Raw genomic sequence first — 17,818 nt, 5'->3', positions numbered from 1 at the left:
CGGAGAGGTTCGGATGGGGCATTATTTCTTAAAAATCGCGATTTGCCGAACCTGATTTTCAGTCAGTCGATGTGGGAGGAAATGATCGAACGGTCGACAAAAAGGCGATGGGAAAGGTGATGGCTTGGGTCTAAACCAGTACATTTGTCGGTAAAGTAGTAACTTGCTTAACGCGCTATCGACGTTTTATGACGCGGCTTCTGTTGATTTTAGCCTTATTCTGCCCTGTTTTTTACCTGTTTACCTATAATTCTGGTTACGGCTACGATGCCTATGAGTACCTGGTAATTGCGCGTTCGCTCAGTGAAGGCTATCAATTATACGACTTCATTCCATCAAAATCGTATCTGCTGTATTCATCCACGAGCGTATTGCTGAATCTGTTGGGCGGTTATAACCACATTACCGTTTCAGCTCTCATTACGCTGCTGGCCGTTGGGGTACTGATTTCGGCCTGGCGAGCCGGACGACTATTTGGGGAACGGGTCGCCTTATTGACCGTGGTACTGACTGCGATTGGCTGCTTCTTTATGGAGATGAACTTTCTGGAGCCAGAAAGTTGGGTGGCTATCTGCGGTTTGAATGCTTTTACGGTAGCTGTGGGAAACAACGGTAAACCGAACTGGCGCTGGCTGGCTGCTGGCTTTTTGCTGGGGATCGGCATGTGCTTTAAGAGTGTAGCTGCGTTCTATGTGGTCGGGTTTGGCGCTTACATCCTGCTCTTGTGTCTGACAGGACGGATTGCTTTCTGGCCAATGGTCGTTCGGGGTATGCTCGTTTTACTGGGGTTTGCTTTGCCACTACTCTTCTCTCTTTTCTACTTTTATACAACCAATCGGCTGGATGCGCATCTGGAGTGGACCTACATTTATCCGTTCAGTGGTTACCCGGCGCATACCTTATTTCTGATCAAATTTTTTATTAAGCTGAGCTGGCTGATACTGCTCTTGCTGATATCGGCTGTATTGGTTGTACAGCGTCCTTACCGGATTATTTATCAGAAAACCCCTGCCATCTGGCTGGTACTACTCCTGGCTGCTTTTGCCTGTGTACCCATGCTGAAAACGCAGGCTAGTCATTATTTCTTTCAGGCGGCTGTGTTCTTTTCGCTGCACCTGGGTTTTCTGGCCGATCAATGGCTGGAGTTGTACGAAGCCCGTCATCGCAATATACCGTACCGACTACTGTTGGTTGGGGCCGGTGGGGTAGGTGTCCTACTACTCGTGAGCCTGCTGCTTTATCGGCCTGAGGCCCTCAAACGGTTTACGTCCATCGCCGATTATGCGGGTGAAGAACAGGCAGGTGCATTTATTCGGGAACAGGCGGGTAACGGTCATGTGTTACTCTTCGACAATGCCATGAGCTTGTACTATCTGTCGGACCGGGAGCCGAATGTGCCCTTTATCTTTACCGAAATGCAGACGACCCATTATATTGAATCGCATCCGGATACATATGGGAAAGCGCTGGCCGATACTAGCCTGAAACTGGTTATTTTCGGCAATCGGTCCAGCTTGATCGATGATAGTACGGCCATCAATAAACCTACGAATGCGTATGCGATCCGACAATTGCAGGCGGGTTTACAACAGCATTTCGTGAAGGTGAAAGACCCTCGATTTCCACTGACCTACTGGGTGCGGAAGTAAACCCTGCACAGTTGGCTTCTTTTCGATTATCTTTGTTTTATGTTGCTATCTGTTCTGATTCCTGCTTACAACGAGTTTAAAAATATAGATACACTCATTGAGAAAGTTCAGGCTGTTCCGTTAACGAAAGAAATTATTATTGTCGACGACGGCTCTACCGATGGTACGCGCGATCGGCTGAACACCTATCGCTCTGTGCCGAACATGACGATCGTTTTTCATGAGCAAAATCAGGGAAAAGGGGCAGCGATTCGTACGGCCATCCAGCATATGACGGGCGACATTGCTATCGTACAGGATGCCGATCTGGAATACGAACCACAGGATTATGTTGCGTTGGTTCAGCCCATTCTCGATGGTAAAGAGCAGGTTGTGTATGGGTCGCGATTTCTGAAGCCTGAAAATCGCCATTCGTACATGAGTTTTTATATTGGCGGTCAAGTTGTGACCATGCTGGCAAATATCCTGTACAACCAGCGGTTAACCGACGAACCCACCTGCTATAAAGTGTTCAAGGCCGATTTTCTGCGCTCAATTCCGCTCGACTGTACGCGTTTTGAATTTTGCCCCGAAGTAACGGCTAAAGTGGCCAAACGGGGTATAAAAATCAAAGAGTTGCCGATTAGTTATTACCCCCGCTCCATTGCCGAGGGCAAAAAAATCTCCTGGTTCGATGGCATCGAAGCCATCTGGGTACTGTTTAAATATCGGTTTGTAAACTAGCCACCATAGTCAGGAGTGGTCAGGGATGGTCAAAAATTATCAATCGATACCAGTCCCTGACCACTCCTGACTATTCTTGCCCCCGTTCTTTTACTACAGTCAGAAATGTTTTTGGCACGGGCGCATCGAAGCGCATGGCCTGGCCCGTGATGGGGTGGGTAAAGGCCAGAGTTTCGGCATGTAACCCCAGTCGCCCGATAGGGTCAGTCTTGGCACCGTACTTGGCATCACCCACAATGGGATGGCCAATGTCATTCATGTGGACCCGTATCTGGTTTTTACGGCCTGTTTCCAGTTCGAGTTCAACCAATGCATAGCCATTGGCAGCTTTGGCAACCCGGTAGTTGGTAACCGATAGTTGGCCGTTGTCGGGGTTCTGGCTGGAGTATACAATCAGGGCTTTACTCTCGCGCAGGTACGACGTAATGGTGCCTTCGGATGGTTTAGGGACGCCCTCGACCAGCGCAACGTAGGTTCGCTGTTTGGTGGTGTCATTCCAGGACTCCTGCATCAACTGCTGGACTTTCTCACTGCGGGCAAACATCATCACGCCCGACGTTTCGCGGTCGAGCCGATGGATGATGAATATTTTATTTTTGGGGCTTTCTTTCTTGACGTAATCGCTCAGAATACCATAAGCTGTACGATCCCGTTCTTTGGCTGTAGCCATCGACAGCAGCCCGGCCTGTTTGTTGATCACGATGATGTCCGGATCTTCATACAACAGGGTCAGGCCCCGGTATTGTGATGTTTCGGGAGCCCGATTGGCTGCCACCGTCACGATCTGTTCAGGCTGAAGGGGATGGTTAAACTGCGTATAGACTTTGCCGTCAATCAGAATCTGTTTGTTCCGAAGCAGCGATTTGATGTTGTTTCGATTTTTGTGCGGCAGTCTGGCAATTAGAAACGCCATTAATTCAGCTGGTTCTGTTACTGTCAACTGCAGATCGGCACGTTTGCCCCCCGGCCGACGGGGTTGTTCGGTATTCTCCATGCCACAAAGGTACGCTTTCGTAGTCGAACTAGTAAAGCCCTGGACCGATGCACTTTATTGTTTCAGGCCACCAGCCCCGCAGGTACTGGCAGTGGGCGAACAACTAGACCGAATGCGAGCCATCTACACCGTTACATATCTTCCTTCAGGAACTGTTGACTTCTGGCTGGAATAAAAGACCTTGTCTGCCTAAAGTCGTCCATCTTGGGAGCGTAGGCAAAGGACTTCTGGGGTTTGTTGATGGATGCCTTGATTAAAATGGCCGTACTCCCTATTGTCTGCGCATTATTTCTGCCTGGATAGCCTTCCTGGTCTGTGAATTTTTGTAACCAACAAAAAGAGCAACCCCCAGCAGACTAATGGTCAGGAGAAATTTACCACTTGTGGCGGACCACACAGCCACACCAACCAGCATACCAATGATAAATGCTGATGCGGTTGTTCCTGATTTCATTTCTTTTTCTTCTAACACTAATTCGTCAAGTGTCATTTTTGAATAATCTTTGTTCGAAAACATAGTATCAGATACGTTGAAACAATGATAGGATTTAAGGTTTATGCTTTTTTAGAAAAAATTGAGAACTGTCCGATTTGCCCTGTTCAAAAATGAATAAATTCTACATCCGATTGGGTATCCTTTTTATGGACATTATGATTTTTTTAGTTCGTCATTAACTTTTTTTAGAAGCCTTATAGTAGCTCTTTTGGTGAGAATAAAAATATGTATAGTCTCTTTTTTATAGACAGCGTTTGTTAAAAGCAAATTTCTTAACTTTTTTAGCTTTAATGCCTTAATCTTTTCCGTCGAAGAAATTAGGTTTAACGAGTCAACCACTACCGGAAAGTGGTTGCTCATCTCTGGGATTAATTGGGTCATCGTATGCGTCTCGTCGACGTTACACCACTCTGAACAGTTAGGTATTGTTGATGTATAATAGGCTAAGAACAGGGTTTTTAACGAGTCATTTTTAATCAAATTTGTATGGGCTGTTTGTCTGATTTCCTCATATGCCATTTGGTTTGGCTTAAAAACCAGATAGCTGGCTGCGTTGTCAATGTGGAAATTTATACTATCTTTTATTTCTGAATCAGATTTAAAATAGGTCAGTTTATTGATGCTGCTGACTAATTTGTTACCGTGGTTTATTATATAGGCCAATTGTAGAGTGTCCTGTACTAGGTTTTCTCTGAGAACAGTTAAATGTTTTTTTATAGTTTCTTCATCTTTTCGGTTGTCGCGCCACTCATCAAAGAAAAAAGAAATTGAAATGCCAATGAAAATAACCAGAATCTCAGAAATATATTTTTCAAGAATAGCTATAACAGGATGCTGCACTTTTTTTTCTTCCATATGTATGAAATTTGCGTTTGACCAATATGCTAAACAGACGGCCTTAGTTTCCTGAGCACGAGTAGTTGATAGCCTTTAAATACTCGCTATTTGGGCCCCATTCGCCTAACTTATTGAGACGTAGCTGTATAGCTTTTCGCCAGGGAAGCTGGAATATAAGGAAAAAGCCTGATTGTAACGGCGTGTGACCTGTCTCCATATTTTTGGCCTATTCATATTTCGTTGGGGCCTTACCCAACCTCCAAATGAGGGCCGATGGTAGTAAGAGTCGAATGACGGCTGTCCGGCCAAAGAGCTATCTACTGACTACCAACTTTGAGAAATAAAAAAAGCCCGCTAAAACACGGGCCATACAGAATCCATTTGGGATGGTTCACTTTCCCAGCCATTCTTTAAATTCGGTCATTCGGTCGCCACTGACGAATACTTCCTGTCGGGATTTAGGTTGTAAATCGAGTTTGAGTTTACCCGCCGAAAAGGTATGAATAGTCTGGATAGCAGGTAACGACACCAGAAACTGACGACTGATGCGGAAAAACTGACGAGGATTGAGCAATTGCGTGAGTTTATCCAGACTGTAATCGACGGGTAAGTTCAGCCCATCTTTCGTCACCAGAAAAACCACTTTCTCTTCCAGAAAAAAGTAGGCGATTTCGGAGGTTTCGATGCTACGGATCTTGGTGCCTACCGTAATCATGAAGCGATCTTTGTAGTCCGTCTGTCGTGATTTGCCGATCAGATTGAGGAGCGTTTCAATGTCGGGCGCCGAGCCTGTCTGGCCAAACTGCTTTTTTAAGGCTTTAAATTTCTCAATGGCGGCTACCAGTTCATCGTAATTGATGGGTTTGAGCAGATAGTCGATGCTGTTGACCTTAAACGCCTGAATCATGTATTCGTCGTAGGCTGTCGTGAAAATAACAGGTGTGGTCAGCGACGTTTGTTCGAAAATGCGGAACCCCAGGTCATCTTCGAGGTGAATATCCATAAAGACCAGTTCGACGGACGGGTGTGACTCATTAAACCAGTCGACCGCTTCGGCTACAGAGGGTAGTTTGGCCAATACGTGTATAGTTGGATCGTATTTCTGAAGCAGACTTTCGAGCCGTTTAGCGGTCAGGCTCTCGTCTTCAATAATGACTACGTTCATATGGAGAAAAAAGAGCGTAAGAGCAAAAGAGTGTTAGATTGTAAGAGTGAGTGAAAAATTGTCGCAGCAATGCTCTTTCACCCGTTCACGCGTACGCTCTTTCGCTCTTTCTCTACCTCGCTCACTAAAACTTTTTCACTAACCAATAGCGGTATTCTTACCACAAAATCGCCATCACGCTCGCCCACCCAAACCGACTGGTCGGTCAGCAGGGCATAACGAGTAATGATATTCTCTAGCCCAACGCCTGTCGAATTCTCTGATTTTGGCCGGGGTTGTAAATTATTGCTAACTACCAGATAATCGCCTTCGAGCAGGATGTGAACCCGAAGCGGCTCTTTGGTCGACATTCGGTTGTGTTTTACCGCATTTTCGACGAGCAGTTGCAGGGTCAGCGGAGCTATGCTGTAGCGGCTCTGCGCCCATTCGGGCACGTCGATGAATACGTCGAATTTATTTTCGAAGCGGATATTCAGCAGAAACCGATACGCCTGAATGAATTCCAGCTCGGTTTTCAGCAGCACCCGTTCGTTATCCTTCTGTTCCAGAATGTACCGATACGCCCGCGACAACTGGTCGATAAATTTCTCCGACAGTTCAGCGTCGGCGTGTACCAGCGACGACAGGATACTCAGGCTATTGAACAAAAAGTGGGGGTTGACCTGGCTTTTCAGGGCAGCAAACTGAGCCTGTACATTCTCCTTTTCCAGGCGCTCAGCCCGAAGCTGTACATCCTCCAGCCGCCGGAAGGCCCGTCGATTGGCCGACAGATAAAAGGCTGACAGCATGGCCATCACCATCAGCGAGTTGTTGGTACGCTGGCGTCGCTCGCGGATTCGTTGCCGTTCTTCGGGTGAACGTGGGGGCGTTGGCAGACGTTGCTGACGCGGGTCAGGATCACGCGATACACCGAACCGCTGTTCCATAACCTCATCCAGATTATGCCACAATACCGCAAAAGCACTGTTGAAGCCGACGGCTAAGGCGCTGGCAATGAGTAGCGTAGCGATCTGGGCTGGAATCTTGAATTCGATCAGAAACCCCTCCCCAAAATTCTTGAAAAAACGTTGCTGTAACCACTCCGTTACCGTAATCCAGGCATAGAAGAACAGAACGGACACCAGGAATTCAAGCGCCCAGAACGGTATTTGACGGGCCGAAAAGATCCAGCTAAAGCTTGCTCCATTGGCATACATGCGGATAGGCCAGTAGATAACGAACACGCTAAAGGCGAGTTGCCACTTTTGCGAATTCGTCAGACGGTAGGTCATAGCTCGGTTGGTTTATAAACAAAGCTACTCATTCTGATCAGCCAACAAAAAACAAACCAGCGGAATGCCGATTTCGGGTGTTTAAGTGCCCCGATTGAGTCGGCGAGTAGAGCGTAATTTATTAAAATGTTGTTAATCCACGCCTGACGAATAGTACGATTGGGGTAAAAACGAGTATAACAGAGTCGACTCTTCAGTAGGTTGCCCGTCCGCCAGATAAATCGTAAATGAATCCGGTAGTAAAACTGGCTTCTTCCGAGACAATCCAGGCTGCCAGTGCCGCCACTTCGTCTACCGTTCCCAGCCGTTTCATGGGGATTTTAGCAGTCATGTAGGCAAGTTGTTCAGGAGCTGTATCGTTGTTCAGAGCCGTTTTAATAACGGCCGGAGCAATTCCGTTGACCGTAATGCCTGTTTCGGCATACTCTTTTCCAATGCCTTTGACCAGCCCGATAACCCCCGCTTTCATTGATGAGTAGCCCGTCATGAATGGATTGCCTTCTTTCCCCGCAATAGAAGCCAGATGCAGAATGCGGCCATAGTTGGCTTTTTCCATCGCTTTCAGAGCGTATTTGGTCATCAGAAAAGCACCTCGTAGGTTGGTATGGTACACGCGATCGTAATCGGCTACTGAGAAATCCGTAATCCGGGTGTTGGTAGGTCCGACAATACCGGCCGAATTGACCATGATGTCTAATCGGCCAAACGCATCTTCGACTGTCTGAACCGCTTTCTCAACCGAACTCTCATGCGACACATCGACCACATGGCCCGAAACCGTATGGCCCTGCCTGGTAAATTCGGCGACGGTGCGTTCGAGGGTTACGTGATTAATGTCGAACAGAGCGATAGTGGCTCCTTCTGAAGCCAGTCGTTTGGCAATGCCCTTGCCAATGCCATCGGCTCCTCCTGTTACAATGGCCACCTGTTTTGCAAACCGGGTTGACATATTCTATGCGTGGTTTAGGATATGATGATTCGTGATCGACCAGAAGCTTAGCTGAAAATGAACTTACTGGCTTAGTTATTGAACCGACTGAATTCAACGGATTGTTTTGGTCGGATACCCTTCAGATGTACCGAAGCCATCTCATAGTCGGATGCTCCGATTTGTAGCGACCATACCAACGGCATAGCGGATACAGAAAAAGTACGATAGTCATCCAGACCAGATAGACGTATTCCAATGAAATACCCGCATTAGCCGGGCGTCCGAAATTCATCGGGCCCGACGGCAGATCGGCCAGTGAGTAGCCTTGCCATAAGGCCATCCCAATCATGGACAGATGGACCAGATACCAGTGCAGGATGTAGTAAAACATCGGAACCTTACCGTATACGGTCATCCAGCGGGTAAATGCATTCTCGATGCCGTCGATACTGGCGAAAAAGACCAGCATCAGACCCAGCGTGACCAGGTCATACAGCAGCGAAGGCGGGTACTTGGTCACGTTGATGAATGAAAAGAAGGTAAACAGGGCATTTTTCTGGGACGACCAGGGAGCTGGGTCCCCATACATGTTTAGAAAACGGAGTACTATAAACAGCGCCAGCGCCCCGAGACCGATGCGTAAAAAACGTCGTTTGCGTTCCTGAATCGGCTCTTGCAGCCATTGGCCGCAGGCAAAACCGACTAGCATGATGCCCAGCCAGGGAATAACCGGATAAGCGACCAGCAAGGCAAAAGTCGGGCTGATGGAAAAAAAATCCGTTCGAAACAGCAGCGCCCAGACTAAACGAGCCGCCGGATCGGTAAAGGTGGGAACCAGTTGCAGGATATTGTGCCCAACGATAATCACAAGACCGATGATACCAACCGTTCGGGCCGACAGCCTGGCCAGAAAAGAGAGGATAACCAGCCCGAAGCCGATGGCGTAAATTACCTGGAGCATCAGCGACTGGAAAGGCAGATCGAACCAGAAGGCAAAGTTGATGACCGTTAGTTCCAGAAAAAGCAGTACAAACCCTCGGCTACGCAGAAACCGAAGCGCGTTGGTCTGCTCATGGCTAGTCTGCTTGCGCAGGGATAAATAAGCTGAAGTGCCCGACAGAAACACGAAGGTAGGCGCGCAAAGATGGGTGACCCAGCGCGTCAGGAAAATGGCGGGCGTCGTTGTGGTCAGGTCGGTTGGGTTCTGGGTTAAGGCTGGTGTGTGGAGCAGATCACGGACATGGTCCAGCGCCATAATGACCATCACTAAACCCCGCGTTACATCAATGGCAGCGACTCGTTTCATTCGGGAGGCAGTTAAGTTGCTCAGCTAGTCGAAATCTGAAACACTACTTTTTATAGCGGCACCGGCTATTATCGGACTTGACAAAATAAGATTTATAGTTGACCGCTTTGGGATCGGTGCAGCCTTTTAAATCCAGCACTTCGACGTTGCGGAAGTCGATGGCGTGGCTTTCGGCCTGTAAAGCAATGAACCCTTCGCCAAGAGCGGTATTGGCCAGACTGGTCCAGTGGTTTGCTGATTGGCTATCGAATCGGCCCGCTTCCCAGTTATGATCTTTGCTCACAAACCCGCCACCAACCTGGGGCCGTTCGTAGGTAAGTACCGTATCGCCTTCGATAATATGATGAATGATCGAGTCGCCTAATACAATGGCTTCGGCCGTTATCCATCGATCTCCATCGTAGGTTTTTGAGTCAGAATCCGTACAGTGCTCCGGCCGAAGTTTGCCGCTCATGTATACCTGCGTACCGGGCGTACAAAGGTTACCTGTATGACGTGGCCCATCGCCCAGCCCACCGAGCAACTGCATTTCGAGCGATACCGGGAACGTCTGGTTGAGCGATAGACTCTGAGCCGATTGCGAATGGAGCATGATGCCGCTGTTTCGTACATTCCAGGGGTCGCCACCCGGCGTTTGTTTGCCCAGAAACCGATACGAAAAACGAACCCGGTAGTAGGCGTAAGGTTTGTTGTAGTAGATATGTCCGTATTTGCCGTCGAAGGTTTTATACTGATCGTACATGACCCGTAGCATCCCGTTTTCGACGCGGAAGGTATTTTTATAATTGTCGTTCAGGGGCTGTCCGGCAATCTTGATGTCCCAGCCCGTGAGATCTTTGCCATTGAAAATCCGAACCCATTCTTCCCGATTGGCTGCAGACTGCGCCAGTGAGGAAAGTGTGATAAACAGACCTGTTACTATGAGTACAACTTGTTTCATAAGTAGGGGTTTTAACCGTTCAGATAGCCAACTATTTTAACACCTCCACTGTATTTAGCTCGGGTCCACCGCCGTGATTGGCCGATCCGGCTACAATGTAGATGTTCTCTTTATATACAACAGCCTGCGTACCATGACGCCCCTGGTTAAGTCGGGGGCCGGATGTCCAGGTGTTGGTTTTAGGGTCGAGGGCTTCGGCTTCGTTGTGCGCTTTCAATTGGACTGTTTCGCCCCCAATGATCCAGACCTTACCGCCCTGGGTGACGGCAGTGCCACCCGCGCGTTGGGTCGGAATGTTCGAGCTGGAAGGTAGCGTGCTCCATCGTCCGGTTTTAAAATCGTAGACATCCACTTCAGCGATGGTCGTTTCCAGTACTTTATTGATCCGGGCGGTTGAATTGCGCCCTCCTGCCAGATAAAGTCTGTCGTCGACAACGGCTGCGCTGATGTGGTCGCGAGTGCGGGGCGCATCGGTCAGTTTTTTCCAGGTATTGGTTTTGGGGTCGTATTCGTCCAGCCAGGCTACATGCCCATCATAGTGCCCATCAATGATGCCGCAGGCCATGTAAATTTTGTTTTTATAAACCACTACCCCCGCCGAGCCCCGTAACCGATCTTTGGGGATTTCGGGCCCTACCCGCCATTTGCCTTGCTTAGGGCTATATATGTAGATGTTGGGAAGAGGGGTCTCGTGTGGGTATTGCCCCTGAAAAGCCCCCATCACATAAAGCTCGCCGTTGTAGGTAATGGCCTGAAAGTGATTCATTTCAACGGGGGGCGTCGGTAGGGTTTGCCAAACCAGTGTTTTTAGGTTCAGGGCTTCCAGTGGTTTAATGCCTCGCCCGCCAACGGCGTATAAGCTATCACCAATGAGGGTAGCTGCATTTTCATGACGGGCCGAACAACTGTTCTGAGTGGTAACAGGCTGCCAGCTTTGTGCCTGTACCAGACTGCTCAACAATAAACCTACACTACCCGCAAACACGATCTTCATAGAAGAGGGGAAAAATAAGTGGACCTGATGGATTGATATGCTGTTTTAAAAGGCTAAACCACCAATTTTCTCCTATTCCGGGCCCTATGAAGTACCGTTTATCAACCACAACGGCAGGGAGGATACAACGATATTGAACTGAAAGCACTGTATTCTCCCTGCCGCTGTGGTTATTGGCAGTTAGTTAATCAGGCAATACGCAGCCATCTTCTGACGTGCAGGCGGCTTCACTGGCGGCTACTTCGGTGAGTTTGGGATGTTGTTGCTCCCACTCAGCCCAGGCCGTTTCCAGGGCACCCAAAAAGGTTTCAGGGGCCTGTGCACCCGAAACGGCATATTTCCGATTCAAAACAAAGAATGGAACCCCTCGTATGCCCAGTTGCTGGGCTTCGTACAGGTCGTGATTTACTTCATCATGAAAGGCATTGGAAGTCAGCATCTGGCTAATCGCCGAGGCATCCAGACCAATGTCGGTACCGAGTTCGATCAGGGTGGTAGGATCCGATGTATTTTTCCCTTCGGTAAAATAAGCCCGGAACAACCGCTCTTCGGCTGCGTCGCCCAGTCCCTTTGTTTTCGCTAACTGGACGAGTCGGTGAGCATCCCAGGAATTGGCAACAATGGCCTTATCGAAATGATACTCCAGCCCTACTTCGCGGGCCATATCGGTTACCCGGTCGTTCATTTGCTCGGCCTGCTGAAGGCTCCAGCCTTTTATATCGGCCAGGTATTGGTTTACATTTTTAGAGGGGTCGGTTTTCAGGCCGGGATTAAGCTGAAAACTTTTCCAGACAACGTTGACATCCGTATTATGAGCAAATTGGGCTAAACCAGCTTCAAACTTCCGCTTGCCGATGTAGCAAAACGGACACATGACATCACTCCAAATTTCAATTTCCATATCGTGGGATATTCTGGTACGGTCACAGAACACCAGAATCCCCGAATTCCTTCCTGAACCAGGTTGATTTCTGTGGAAGGCCGACAAGCGGTTACACAGGAACAAGGGTCGAATTCTTGATTTCCGACATCACAAAGAAGCTGCTGATGTGCAGGGTGCCGGGGATGACCGATAATTTTTCCTGATAAAAATGGTTATACGTGTCCATATCCTGGCTGATGATCTTGATCAGGTAGTCGAATGTACCCGATACCCGATTGCATTCGAGGACTTCGGGTAGTTCGCGTACATCGACTTCAAACGCGGTAAATGCATCGCGGGTCTGTCGGTCGAGGGTTACCTGGCAATAGACCATAAGCGAATTACCCAGTTTTTTTTTGTCTACCAGGGTCACATAACGCTCAATAACGCCCTCACGCTCGAGCCGTTTGATGCGTTCATGGACGGGCGTTTTAGACAGATTGATCTTCCGGCCAATATCCTGAATGGTCAGATGGGCGTCCTGTTGCAGTAAGTCCAGGATTTTTCGGTCAGTAGCGTCAACGAGAGCCATAAGCGGAATTTTTACGGCAACAGTTCCTGATTTATTTTCTTTATAGGAAATATTCCTATAAACACATAAAGGTAATGCCTGTTTTCCTGAAAAAATAAAAACCACTAGAAAACGTTTATAGCTCCTTTACCTTTGTGGTATCGACGTACAACAAACATTCATTTAAGCCGCTATGGTCATTGGTGTTCCTAAAGAAATCAAAAACAACGAGAATCGCGTTGCGCTTACACCGGCTGGTGTTACCGAACTCCGTAAACATGGACATACTGTGTATGTGCAGGTGAATGCGGGCGAGGGAAGTGGTTTTGAAGATGAGGAATATATAGCGGCTGGTGCAGTGATGTTGCCGACCATCGAAGAGGTGTACGGTATTGCGGAGATGATCATGAAGGTTAAGGAGCCAATCGCTCCTGAGTACGACCTGATTAAAGAAAATCAACTGCTGTTCACGTATTTCCACTTTGCTTCGTCGGAAGAGCTGACCCAGGCCATGCTGGCGAAAGGTGCCGTTTGCCTGGCTTACGAAACCGTCGAACGCCCTGACCGGAGCCTTCCGTTGCTGGTGCCCATGTCGGAAGTAGCGGGTCGTATGGCCATTCAGGAGGGAGCCAAGTACCTCGAAAAACCAATGAAAGGCCGGGGCATTCTGCTCGGTGGTGTACCGGGTGTAAAACCCGCCAATGTCCTGATACTGGGCGGTGGTATCGTTGGTACACAGGCAGCTAAGATGGCCGCCGGTCTGGGAGCGCACGTAACCATTATGGATGTTAGTCTGCCCCGGTTGCGGTATCTGTCGGATATTATGCCCCCAAATGTGCAGACCATGATGTCGAACGAATACAACATTCGGGAGATGATCAAAGTCTGTGATCTGATTGTTGGGGCCGTATTGATTCCGGGCGCAAAAGCGCCACACCTGATTACCCGCGAAATGCTGAAGCAAATGCGGCCGGGTACGGTACTGGTCGATGTAGCGGTTGATCAGGGCGGTTGTATCGAGACCTGCCACCCCACAACGCACGAAAATCCGACCTACGTGATCGACGGTGTAGTGCATTATTGCGTGGCCAATATGCCGGGTGCTGTTCCGTATACCAGCACGGTTGCGTTGACCAATGCAACCTTGCCGTATGCCATTCAACTGGCCAACAAGGGCTGGCAGCAAGCCTGCCGCGACAATGCTGACCTCAAACTGGGATTGAACGTTGTAGAAGGCAAAGTGGTCTACAAAGGAGTAGCCGAAGCGTTTGGATTGCCTCTGACCGATGTAAGCTCGGTACTGATTACAGAAGAAGAACTAACGCATTAAGATATTACTAATTCATCGACAGACGCAGGCCGCACTCTTCGGGGTGTGGCCTTTTTTTGTAATTTGCCAGGACGCTATTTCTGAAAACAGTCGAATTTAAGCAACTGAGCAAACGCTATATGGAAACTCAACCGAAAGGCTCCGTCCCTACTTTATATGAGTGGGTAGGCGGTATGGAAAACTTTGAAGTCTGGACCAATCTCTTTTATCAGCGTGTTCGACAGGATTCGATCCTTGAGCCGGTATTCCGACACATGGCGCCCGAACATTCCCAGCATGTAGCCCATTTTATCGCCGAAGTGTTTCGTGGCCCTGCCCGGTATAGCGCCGAAGGAGGAAGCCACTTCCAGATGATTCGCAAACATTTGGGGCGACACCTGACTGAACTCCAGCGTCGGCGCTGGATTGAACTGATCCTGGATACGGCCGATTCCATTGGCATGCCCGATGATCCAGAGTTCCGTTCGGCCTTGGTTGGTTACCTGGAGTGGGGCTCCCGGTTAGCCGTCATCAATTCAAACGCTGATTCGATACAAGAGGAATTGGACGCGCCTATGCCAACCTGGGGATGGGGTGAAACAGGCGGTCCTTATGTTCCCTAATGTTTAACGAGTCACGCTATTATTTTGAGCCCGTATCGGGTAGGCATGAGCCGACGTAACGAGCATAAGCGCGGCTGGTATAAATCGTATAGGCATTCAGCCGGAATGTAGTGTCTGCTTTTGGCATGGCCGACGTCTGAGCTAAATGCTGAGGATCAGTGGTTGGAATGATGGCTATATCGGCAGGACGGTAGGCATTGCCTGTGGGCCATATCCCATAGTGTCGATGAAAAAAAGGCATTACATAATCGAACGCAAACACACTGGACCGGGGGGGGAGCTGAGCGGCTATGCACTTAATAGCTGCCAAATCAGCCGACTGGATGAGGGTTGGATTTTTGTCTTTTGCGGGTCGATAGCGAATCAGGCTTACCCAATCTTTCAGAGGAGGGATATCAGGACGCGCTATGTATACAATAGGAATTTGGAAGAGCCACAATCCCACCAGGGCTATTGTTGTCCCTGAAGTGGCCCGGACCGGCAGTCGGTCATTAAAAATGAGCGAGCAGGCGATCAGGAAAGCAGCCACAAACGACCAAACCAGTATAAACCGGGGAGGCCAGGTCAGCGATACCAGATAAAATAGAGGCTGGCCGTAATACAACACACTTTGTACGAAGTTCAGCGCTGTTAATGCGATCAGACCAACTCCGGCTATCGTCAGCCAACTCCAGACTACTCTGGCGCTTTGTTGCCGTGCCAGTAAAGCCAGAAATCCCACGGCTGGCAGTAGCAATACAATAACGGCCCCCAGTAAGAACAGCATTTCTTTCCAGAACGCCTTTGTCGTAACGTTTTGAGTCAATAAAGCCAGGGCCTGTTGAAGGCGTGGTTCTGGTTTGGCTGCGTGATTTTTCCAGGATAGCCAAAACATACCGAGCAGAAAAATGGCTATCCAGGTACCGACAATGCGCCAGAATGCGCCCTGACTTAACAGCTGTAGCAACGGTCGGTCAGATTCCTTCCGGAAGGTTAGGGCCAGCCAACCCAGGTGGATCAATGCGGCTACTACGGCTCCATCTTCTTTTATCAATACTAAAAGTAGACCCGTACTGATAACCCAGTACGGCCGGGAGGCCGACCGACTCGTCAGGGCCAGAATAAAGAACAGAGCAAAGGGTAAGTAGGTCAGTTCGGTATGCCAGCCAATATTAGGATGGTCGTTGAGCCAGAAGGCTACCGGGCCGAGCAGAATCACGAGAAGCAATCCCTGCCGGGCCCAGGCCGGAACCTGCCGTTCCTGTAAGCGCTTGTATACCAGTGTGTAACTGATGGTCAGGAGTAACGCCTGTATGGCAAATAAACCATAGGCGCCCCACAGGTAGCAAAGAGGTCCCCAAAAGAGTACTGTATAATAGTTGTGGATACGATGGTGAAATCCCCAGATGTTGTCGTACATGAAGGGTCGCCCGTCCATATAACTACACGACATCTGGATAAAGGCATACATGTCGTTGAAGGTATAGCCGAGGGTCTGAAATCGAACCAGTTTGAACGCGAAAAAGAGTAAACCTGCGGTACATGCAAGGAGGAATAGCCTGTTGGTTTTAGGCATCATGAATTAGGACTATATGGTAAAAAAGCGACTCAGTATGAGTGACTGAAAAATAAAATAACTTTATTTGTGCTTAGGAATGCACATGATTTTTGTCTTTTAACGCTAACCCCCTATAATTAGCCGCTTCCTGACGTAATAGTATGAGTGAATTCAGGCATGTTGAAGATCTTCCGGTAAATAGTACTCTATCAGACTTACAAGGTTCTAAGCGGGAACATTGGATTAAGCGAAACAGCTATTATTATCGCATTTTAGTAAATTTTCTGAGATATAACATCCCCGCCAACCAATCAATCCTGGAAATAGGCTGTGGAACGGGCTATGTATTGAATCAGTTGCAGCCCGCTCATGGAGTAGGGATTGATAGCTCTGCAGAACTCATTCACTACGGTCAGCAAAAGTACCCAAATCTGGATTTACGCGCCATCGATGCCAAGCAATTGGATCTGGATGGTTTGGTATTTGACTTTATCGTTATCTCCGATACCATCGGTTATTTTGATGACGTTCAGCAGGTTTTTAATCAACTGCATCACGTTTGTCATGCCGATACGCGCATCATCATTACCTATCGAAATCAACTCTGGACGCCCGTACTGTCGGTGGCTGAAGCCATTGGGCTTAAAATGCCGGAACATCGTCAAAACTGGCTCGACCGGGGCGATATCGAAAATCTGCTCGATGTCACTGGGTTTGATGTGGTTCGGGAAGGACGTAAGTTTTTGATGCCCCGATACATCCCCCTGCTTTCCGGGCTGCTCAACAAGTATATTGCGAATCTTCCTCTTTTCAATCGGCTCGGCTTGTGCACGTTTATGGTGGCCCGCTCGATGCAGGCCCACAAATCGGCTAATTTGCCATCGGTAAGTGTCATTGTGCCAGCCCGTAACGAAAAAGGAAATATTGAAACCATTGTACAGCGACTGCCCGCTATGGGAAGCCATACGGAGTTGATTTTTGTGGAAGGTAACTCAACAGACGATACCTGGTCCGAAATTCAGCGGATAACCGCCAAATACAGCGCTGAGTATGACATCAAGTGCGTGCAGCAGGAGGGTAAAGGCAAAGGCGATGCGGTTCGGAAAGGATTTGGCATGGCTACGGGCGACATCCTGATGATCCTGGATGCCGATATGACTGTACCTCCCGAAGATCTTCCCAAGTTTTACGAAGCCATCGCCAACGGTAAGGGCGAGTACATCAACGGTACCCGTCTGGTGTATCCAATGGAGAAAGAAGCCATGCGTACGCTGAACCTGATTGGCAACAAATTCTTTTCCATTGCCTTCTCCTGGCTACTCAACCAGCGTATCAAAGATACCCTCTGTGGTACCAAAGTACTTACGCGGGCTAACTATAAGCGATTAAGTGCTAACCGGGCCTATTTTGGTGATTTTGACCCCTTTGGCGACTTTGACCTTATTTTTGGATCGGCCAAGCTAAACCTCAAGTTTGTCGAAATTCCGATTCGATACCGAGCCCGTACCTACGGCGAAACCAATATTTCGCGGTTTAAGCATGGCTGGCTTCTGCTGAAGATGACTTTCTTCGCCCTAAACAAAATCAAATTCGTTTAAGGACCTGAACGC

General features: G+C 48.6%; 18 protein-coding genes. 6 read left to right on the top strand and 12 right to left on the bottom strand.

Annotated elements, in window-relative coordinates; all coding sequences use genetic code 11:
- Positions 1 to 188 precede the first annotated feature (188 nt).
- A complete protein-coding gene (locus B153_RS0121050) occupies positions 189 to 1,649 on the top strand; it encodes a glycosyltransferase family 39 protein (RefSeq protein ID WP_020598723.1) in 1,461 nt (486 codons plus the stop codon).
- A gap of 39 nt (positions 1,650 to 1,688) precedes the next feature.
- Positions 1,689 to 2,372, top strand: a complete 684-nt coding sequence (locus B153_RS0121045; RefSeq protein ID WP_020598722.1) for a glycosyltransferase family 2 protein — start codon at positions 1,689 to 1,691, stop codon at positions 2,370 to 2,372.
- Positions 2,373 to 2,442: 70 nt separating this feature from the next.
- On the opposite strand, the gene B153_RS0121040 is transcribed toward B153_RS0121045, so the two are convergent.
- Positions 2,443 to 3,366, bottom strand: a complete 924-nt coding sequence (locus tag B153_RS0121040; protein ID WP_020598721.1) for an RluA family pseudouridine synthase — start codon at positions 3,364 to 3,366, stop codon at positions 2,443 to 2,445.
- Here B153_RS0121040 and B153_RS37775 point away from each other — a divergent pair.
- Positions 3,365 to 3,541 carry a hypothetical protein gene (locus B153_RS37775; RefSeq protein WP_157634772.1) on the top strand — a complete coding sequence of 59 codons (177 nt, stop codon included), beginning with the start codon at positions 3,365 to 3,367 and terminating at the stop codon, positions 3,539 to 3,541. The genes B153_RS0121040 and B153_RS37775 overlap by 2 nt on opposite strands.
- A 96-nt stretch (positions 3,542 to 3,637) precedes the next feature.
- On the opposite strand, the gene B153_RS0121035 is transcribed toward B153_RS37775, so the two are convergent.
- The 10 genes from B153_RS0121035 to B153_RS0120990 all read right to left on the bottom strand — a co-directional run bounded on the left by B153_RS0121035 (position 3,638) and on the right by B153_RS0120990 (position 12,760).
- Positions 3,638 to 3,883, bottom strand: a complete 246-nt coding sequence (locus B153_RS0121035) for a hypothetical protein (RefSeq protein ID WP_020598720.1) — start codon at positions 3,881 to 3,883, stop codon at positions 3,638 to 3,640.
- Between the two features lie 132 nt (positions 3,884 to 4,015).
- Positions 4,016 to 4,717, bottom strand: coding sequence for a hypothetical protein (locus tag B153_RS0121030; protein ID WP_020598719.1), 702 nt, complete (start codon positions 4,715 to 4,717; stop codon positions 4,016 to 4,018).
- Positions 4,718 to 5,090: 373 nt separating this feature from the next.
- On the bottom strand, positions 5,091 to 5,864 hold the full coding sequence (locus tag B153_RS0121025) for a LytR/AlgR family response regulator transcription factor (protein WP_020598718.1): 774 nt from the start codon (positions 5,862 to 5,864) through the stop codon (positions 5,091 to 5,093).
- A 77-nt stretch (positions 5,865 to 5,941) separates the two neighbouring features.
- Positions 5,942 to 7,135, bottom strand: coding sequence for a sensor histidine kinase (locus B153_RS35575; protein WP_020598717.1), 1,194 nt, complete (start codon positions 7,133 to 7,135; stop codon positions 5,942 to 5,944).
- A gap of 193 nt (positions 7,136 to 7,328) precedes the next feature.
- Positions 7,329 to 8,084: an SDR family NAD(P)-dependent oxidoreductase gene (locus B153_RS0121015; RefSeq protein ID WP_020598716.1), complete on the bottom strand. Its 756-nt coding sequence runs from the start codon at positions 8,082 to 8,084 to the stop codon at positions 7,329 to 7,331.
- 121 nt (positions 8,085 to 8,205) lie between these two features.
- Positions 8,206 to 9,372, bottom strand: coding sequence for an acetyltransferase domain-containing protein (locus B153_RS0121010; protein WP_026262328.1), 1,167 nt, complete (start codon positions 9,370 to 9,372; stop codon positions 8,206 to 8,208).
- Positions 9,373 to 9,415: 43 nt separating this feature from the next.
- The gene (locus tag B153_RS0121005) at positions 9,416 to 10,312 is read right to left on the bottom strand and encodes a 3-keto-disaccharide hydrolase (protein WP_020598714.1); all 897 of its coding nucleotides are present in this window, start codon (positions 10,310 to 10,312) and stop codon (positions 9,416 to 9,418) included.
- A 31-nt stretch (positions 10,313 to 10,343) separates the two neighbouring features.
- Complete coding sequence (locus B153_RS0121000) at positions 10,344 to 11,306, bottom strand: Kelch repeat-containing protein (RefSeq protein WP_020598713.1); 963 nt, start codon at positions 11,304 to 11,306, stop codon at positions 10,344 to 10,346.
- 184 nt (positions 11,307 to 11,490) lie between these two features.
- Complete coding sequence (locus B153_RS35570) at positions 11,491 to 12,207, bottom strand: DsbA family oxidoreductase (RefSeq protein WP_020598712.1); 717 nt, start codon at positions 12,205 to 12,207, stop codon at positions 11,491 to 11,493.
- A 91-nt stretch (positions 12,208 to 12,298) separates the two neighbouring features.
- Positions 12,299 to 12,760 (bottom strand): Lrp/AsnC family transcriptional regulator, encoded by a 462-nt coding sequence (locus B153_RS0120990; RefSeq protein ID WP_020598711.1) that lies wholly within the window; start codon positions 12,758 to 12,760, stop codon positions 12,299 to 12,301.
- 172 nt (positions 12,761 to 12,932) lie between these two features.
- Here B153_RS0120990 and ald point away from each other — a divergent pair, with 172 nt between their 5' ends.
- The gene (gene ald, locus B153_RS0120985) at positions 12,933 to 14,069 is read left to right on the top strand and encodes an alanine dehydrogenase (RefSeq protein ID WP_020598710.1); all 1,137 of its coding nucleotides are present in this window, start codon (positions 12,933 to 12,935) and stop codon (positions 14,067 to 14,069) included.
- Positions 14,070 to 14,188: 119 nt separating this feature from the next.
- Complete coding sequence (locus B153_RS0120980; RefSeq protein ID WP_020598709.1) at positions 14,189 to 14,671, top strand: group II truncated hemoglobin; 483 nt, start codon at positions 14,189 to 14,191, stop codon at positions 14,669 to 14,671.
- 19 nt (positions 14,672 to 14,690) lie between these two features.
- Here the strand turns inward: B153_RS0120980 and B153_RS0120975 are convergent, their stop codons facing one another.
- Positions 14,691 to 16,229, bottom strand: coding sequence for a glycosyltransferase family protein (locus B153_RS0120975; RefSeq protein ID WP_026262327.1), 1,539 nt, complete (start codon positions 16,227 to 16,229; stop codon positions 14,691 to 14,693).
- Positions 16,230 to 16,369: 140 nt separating this feature from the next.
- On the opposite strand from B153_RS0120975, the gene B153_RS0120970 reads away from it, so the two are divergent.
- Positions 16,370 to 17,806, top strand: a complete 1,437-nt coding sequence (locus B153_RS0120970; protein ID WP_020598707.1) for a glycosyltransferase — start codon at positions 16,370 to 16,372, stop codon at positions 17,804 to 17,806.
- The last annotated feature ends 12 nt before the right edge of the window (positions 17,807 to 17,818 follow it).

Origin of the sequence: Spirosoma panaciterrae DSM 21099, from assembly GCF_000374025.1 — a bacterium.
Classification (GTDB): domain Bacteria; phylum Bacteroidota; class Bacteroidia; order Cytophagales; family Spirosomataceae; genus Spirosoma; species Spirosoma panaciterrae.
The sequence above is the reverse complement of the archived record's forward strand: the minus strand, read 5'-3'. Positions and strand labels throughout refer to the sequence as shown.

Bases quoted from the DNA above. Each gene is read 5' to 3' on its own strand.
- B153_RS0121050 (WP_020598723.1), top strand. From the start codon at position 189: ATGACGCGGCTTCTGTTGATTTTAGCCTTATTCTGCCCTGTTTTTTAC.
- B153_RS0121045 (WP_020598722.1), top strand. From the start codon at position 1,689: ATGTTGCTATCTGTTCTGATTCCTGCTTACAACGAGTTTAAAAATATA.
- B153_RS37775 (WP_157634772.1), top strand. From the start codon at position 3,365: ATGCCACAAAGGTACGCTTTCGTAGTCGAACTAGTAAAGCCCTGGACC.
- B153_RS0121040 (WP_020598721.1), bottom strand. From the start codon at position 3,366: ATGGAGAATACCGAACAACCCCGTCGGCCGGGGGGCAAACGTGCCGAT.
- B153_RS0121035 (WP_020598720.1), bottom strand. From the start codon at position 3,883: ATGTTTTCGAACAAAGATTATTCAAAAATGACACTTGACGAATTAGTG.
- B153_RS0121030 (WP_020598719.1), bottom strand. From the start codon at position 4,717: ATGGAAGAAAAAAAAGTGCAGCATCCTGTTATAGCTATTCTTGAAAAA.
- B153_RS0121025 (WP_020598718.1), bottom strand. From the start codon at position 5,864: ATGAACGTAGTCATTATTGAAGACGAGAGCCTGACCGCTAAACGGCTC.
- B153_RS35575 (WP_020598717.1), bottom strand. From the start codon at position 7,135: ATGACCTACCGTCTGACGAATTCGCAAAAGTGGCAACTCGCCTTTAGC.
- B153_RS0121015 (WP_020598716.1), bottom strand. From the start codon at position 8,084: ATGTCAACCCGGTTTGCAAAACAGGTGGCCATTGTAACAGGAGGAGCC.
- B153_RS0121010 (WP_026262328.1), bottom strand. From the start codon at position 9,372: ATGAAACGAGTCGCTGCCATTGATGTAACGCGGGGTTTAGTGATGGTC.
- B153_RS0121005 (WP_020598714.1), bottom strand. From the start codon at position 10,312: ATGAAACAAGTTGTACTCATAGTAACAGGTCTGTTTATCACACTTTCC.
- B153_RS0121000 (WP_020598713.1), bottom strand. From the start codon at position 11,306: ATGAAGATCGTGTTTGCGGGTAGTGTAGGTTTATTGTTGAGCAGTCTG.
- B153_RS35570 (WP_020598712.1), bottom strand. From the start codon at position 12,207: ATGGAAATTGAAATTTGGAGTGATGTCATGTGTCCGTTTTGCTACATC.
- B153_RS0120990 (WP_020598711.1), bottom strand. From the start codon at position 12,760: ATGGCTCTCGTTGACGCTACTGACCGAAAAATCCTGGACTTACTGCAA.
- ald (WP_020598710.1), top strand. From the start codon at position 12,933: ATGGTCATTGGTGTTCCTAAAGAAATCAAAAACAACGAGAATCGCGTT.
- B153_RS0120980 (WP_020598709.1), top strand. From the start codon at position 14,189: ATGGAAACTCAACCGAAAGGCTCCGTCCCTACTTTATATGAGTGGGTA.
- B153_RS0120975 (WP_026262327.1), bottom strand. From the start codon at position 16,229: ATGATGCCTAAAACCAACAGGCTATTCCTCCTTGCATGTACCGCAGGT.
- B153_RS0120970 (WP_020598707.1), top strand. From the start codon at position 16,370: ATGAGTGAATTCAGGCATGTTGAAGATCTTCCGGTAAATAGTACTCTA.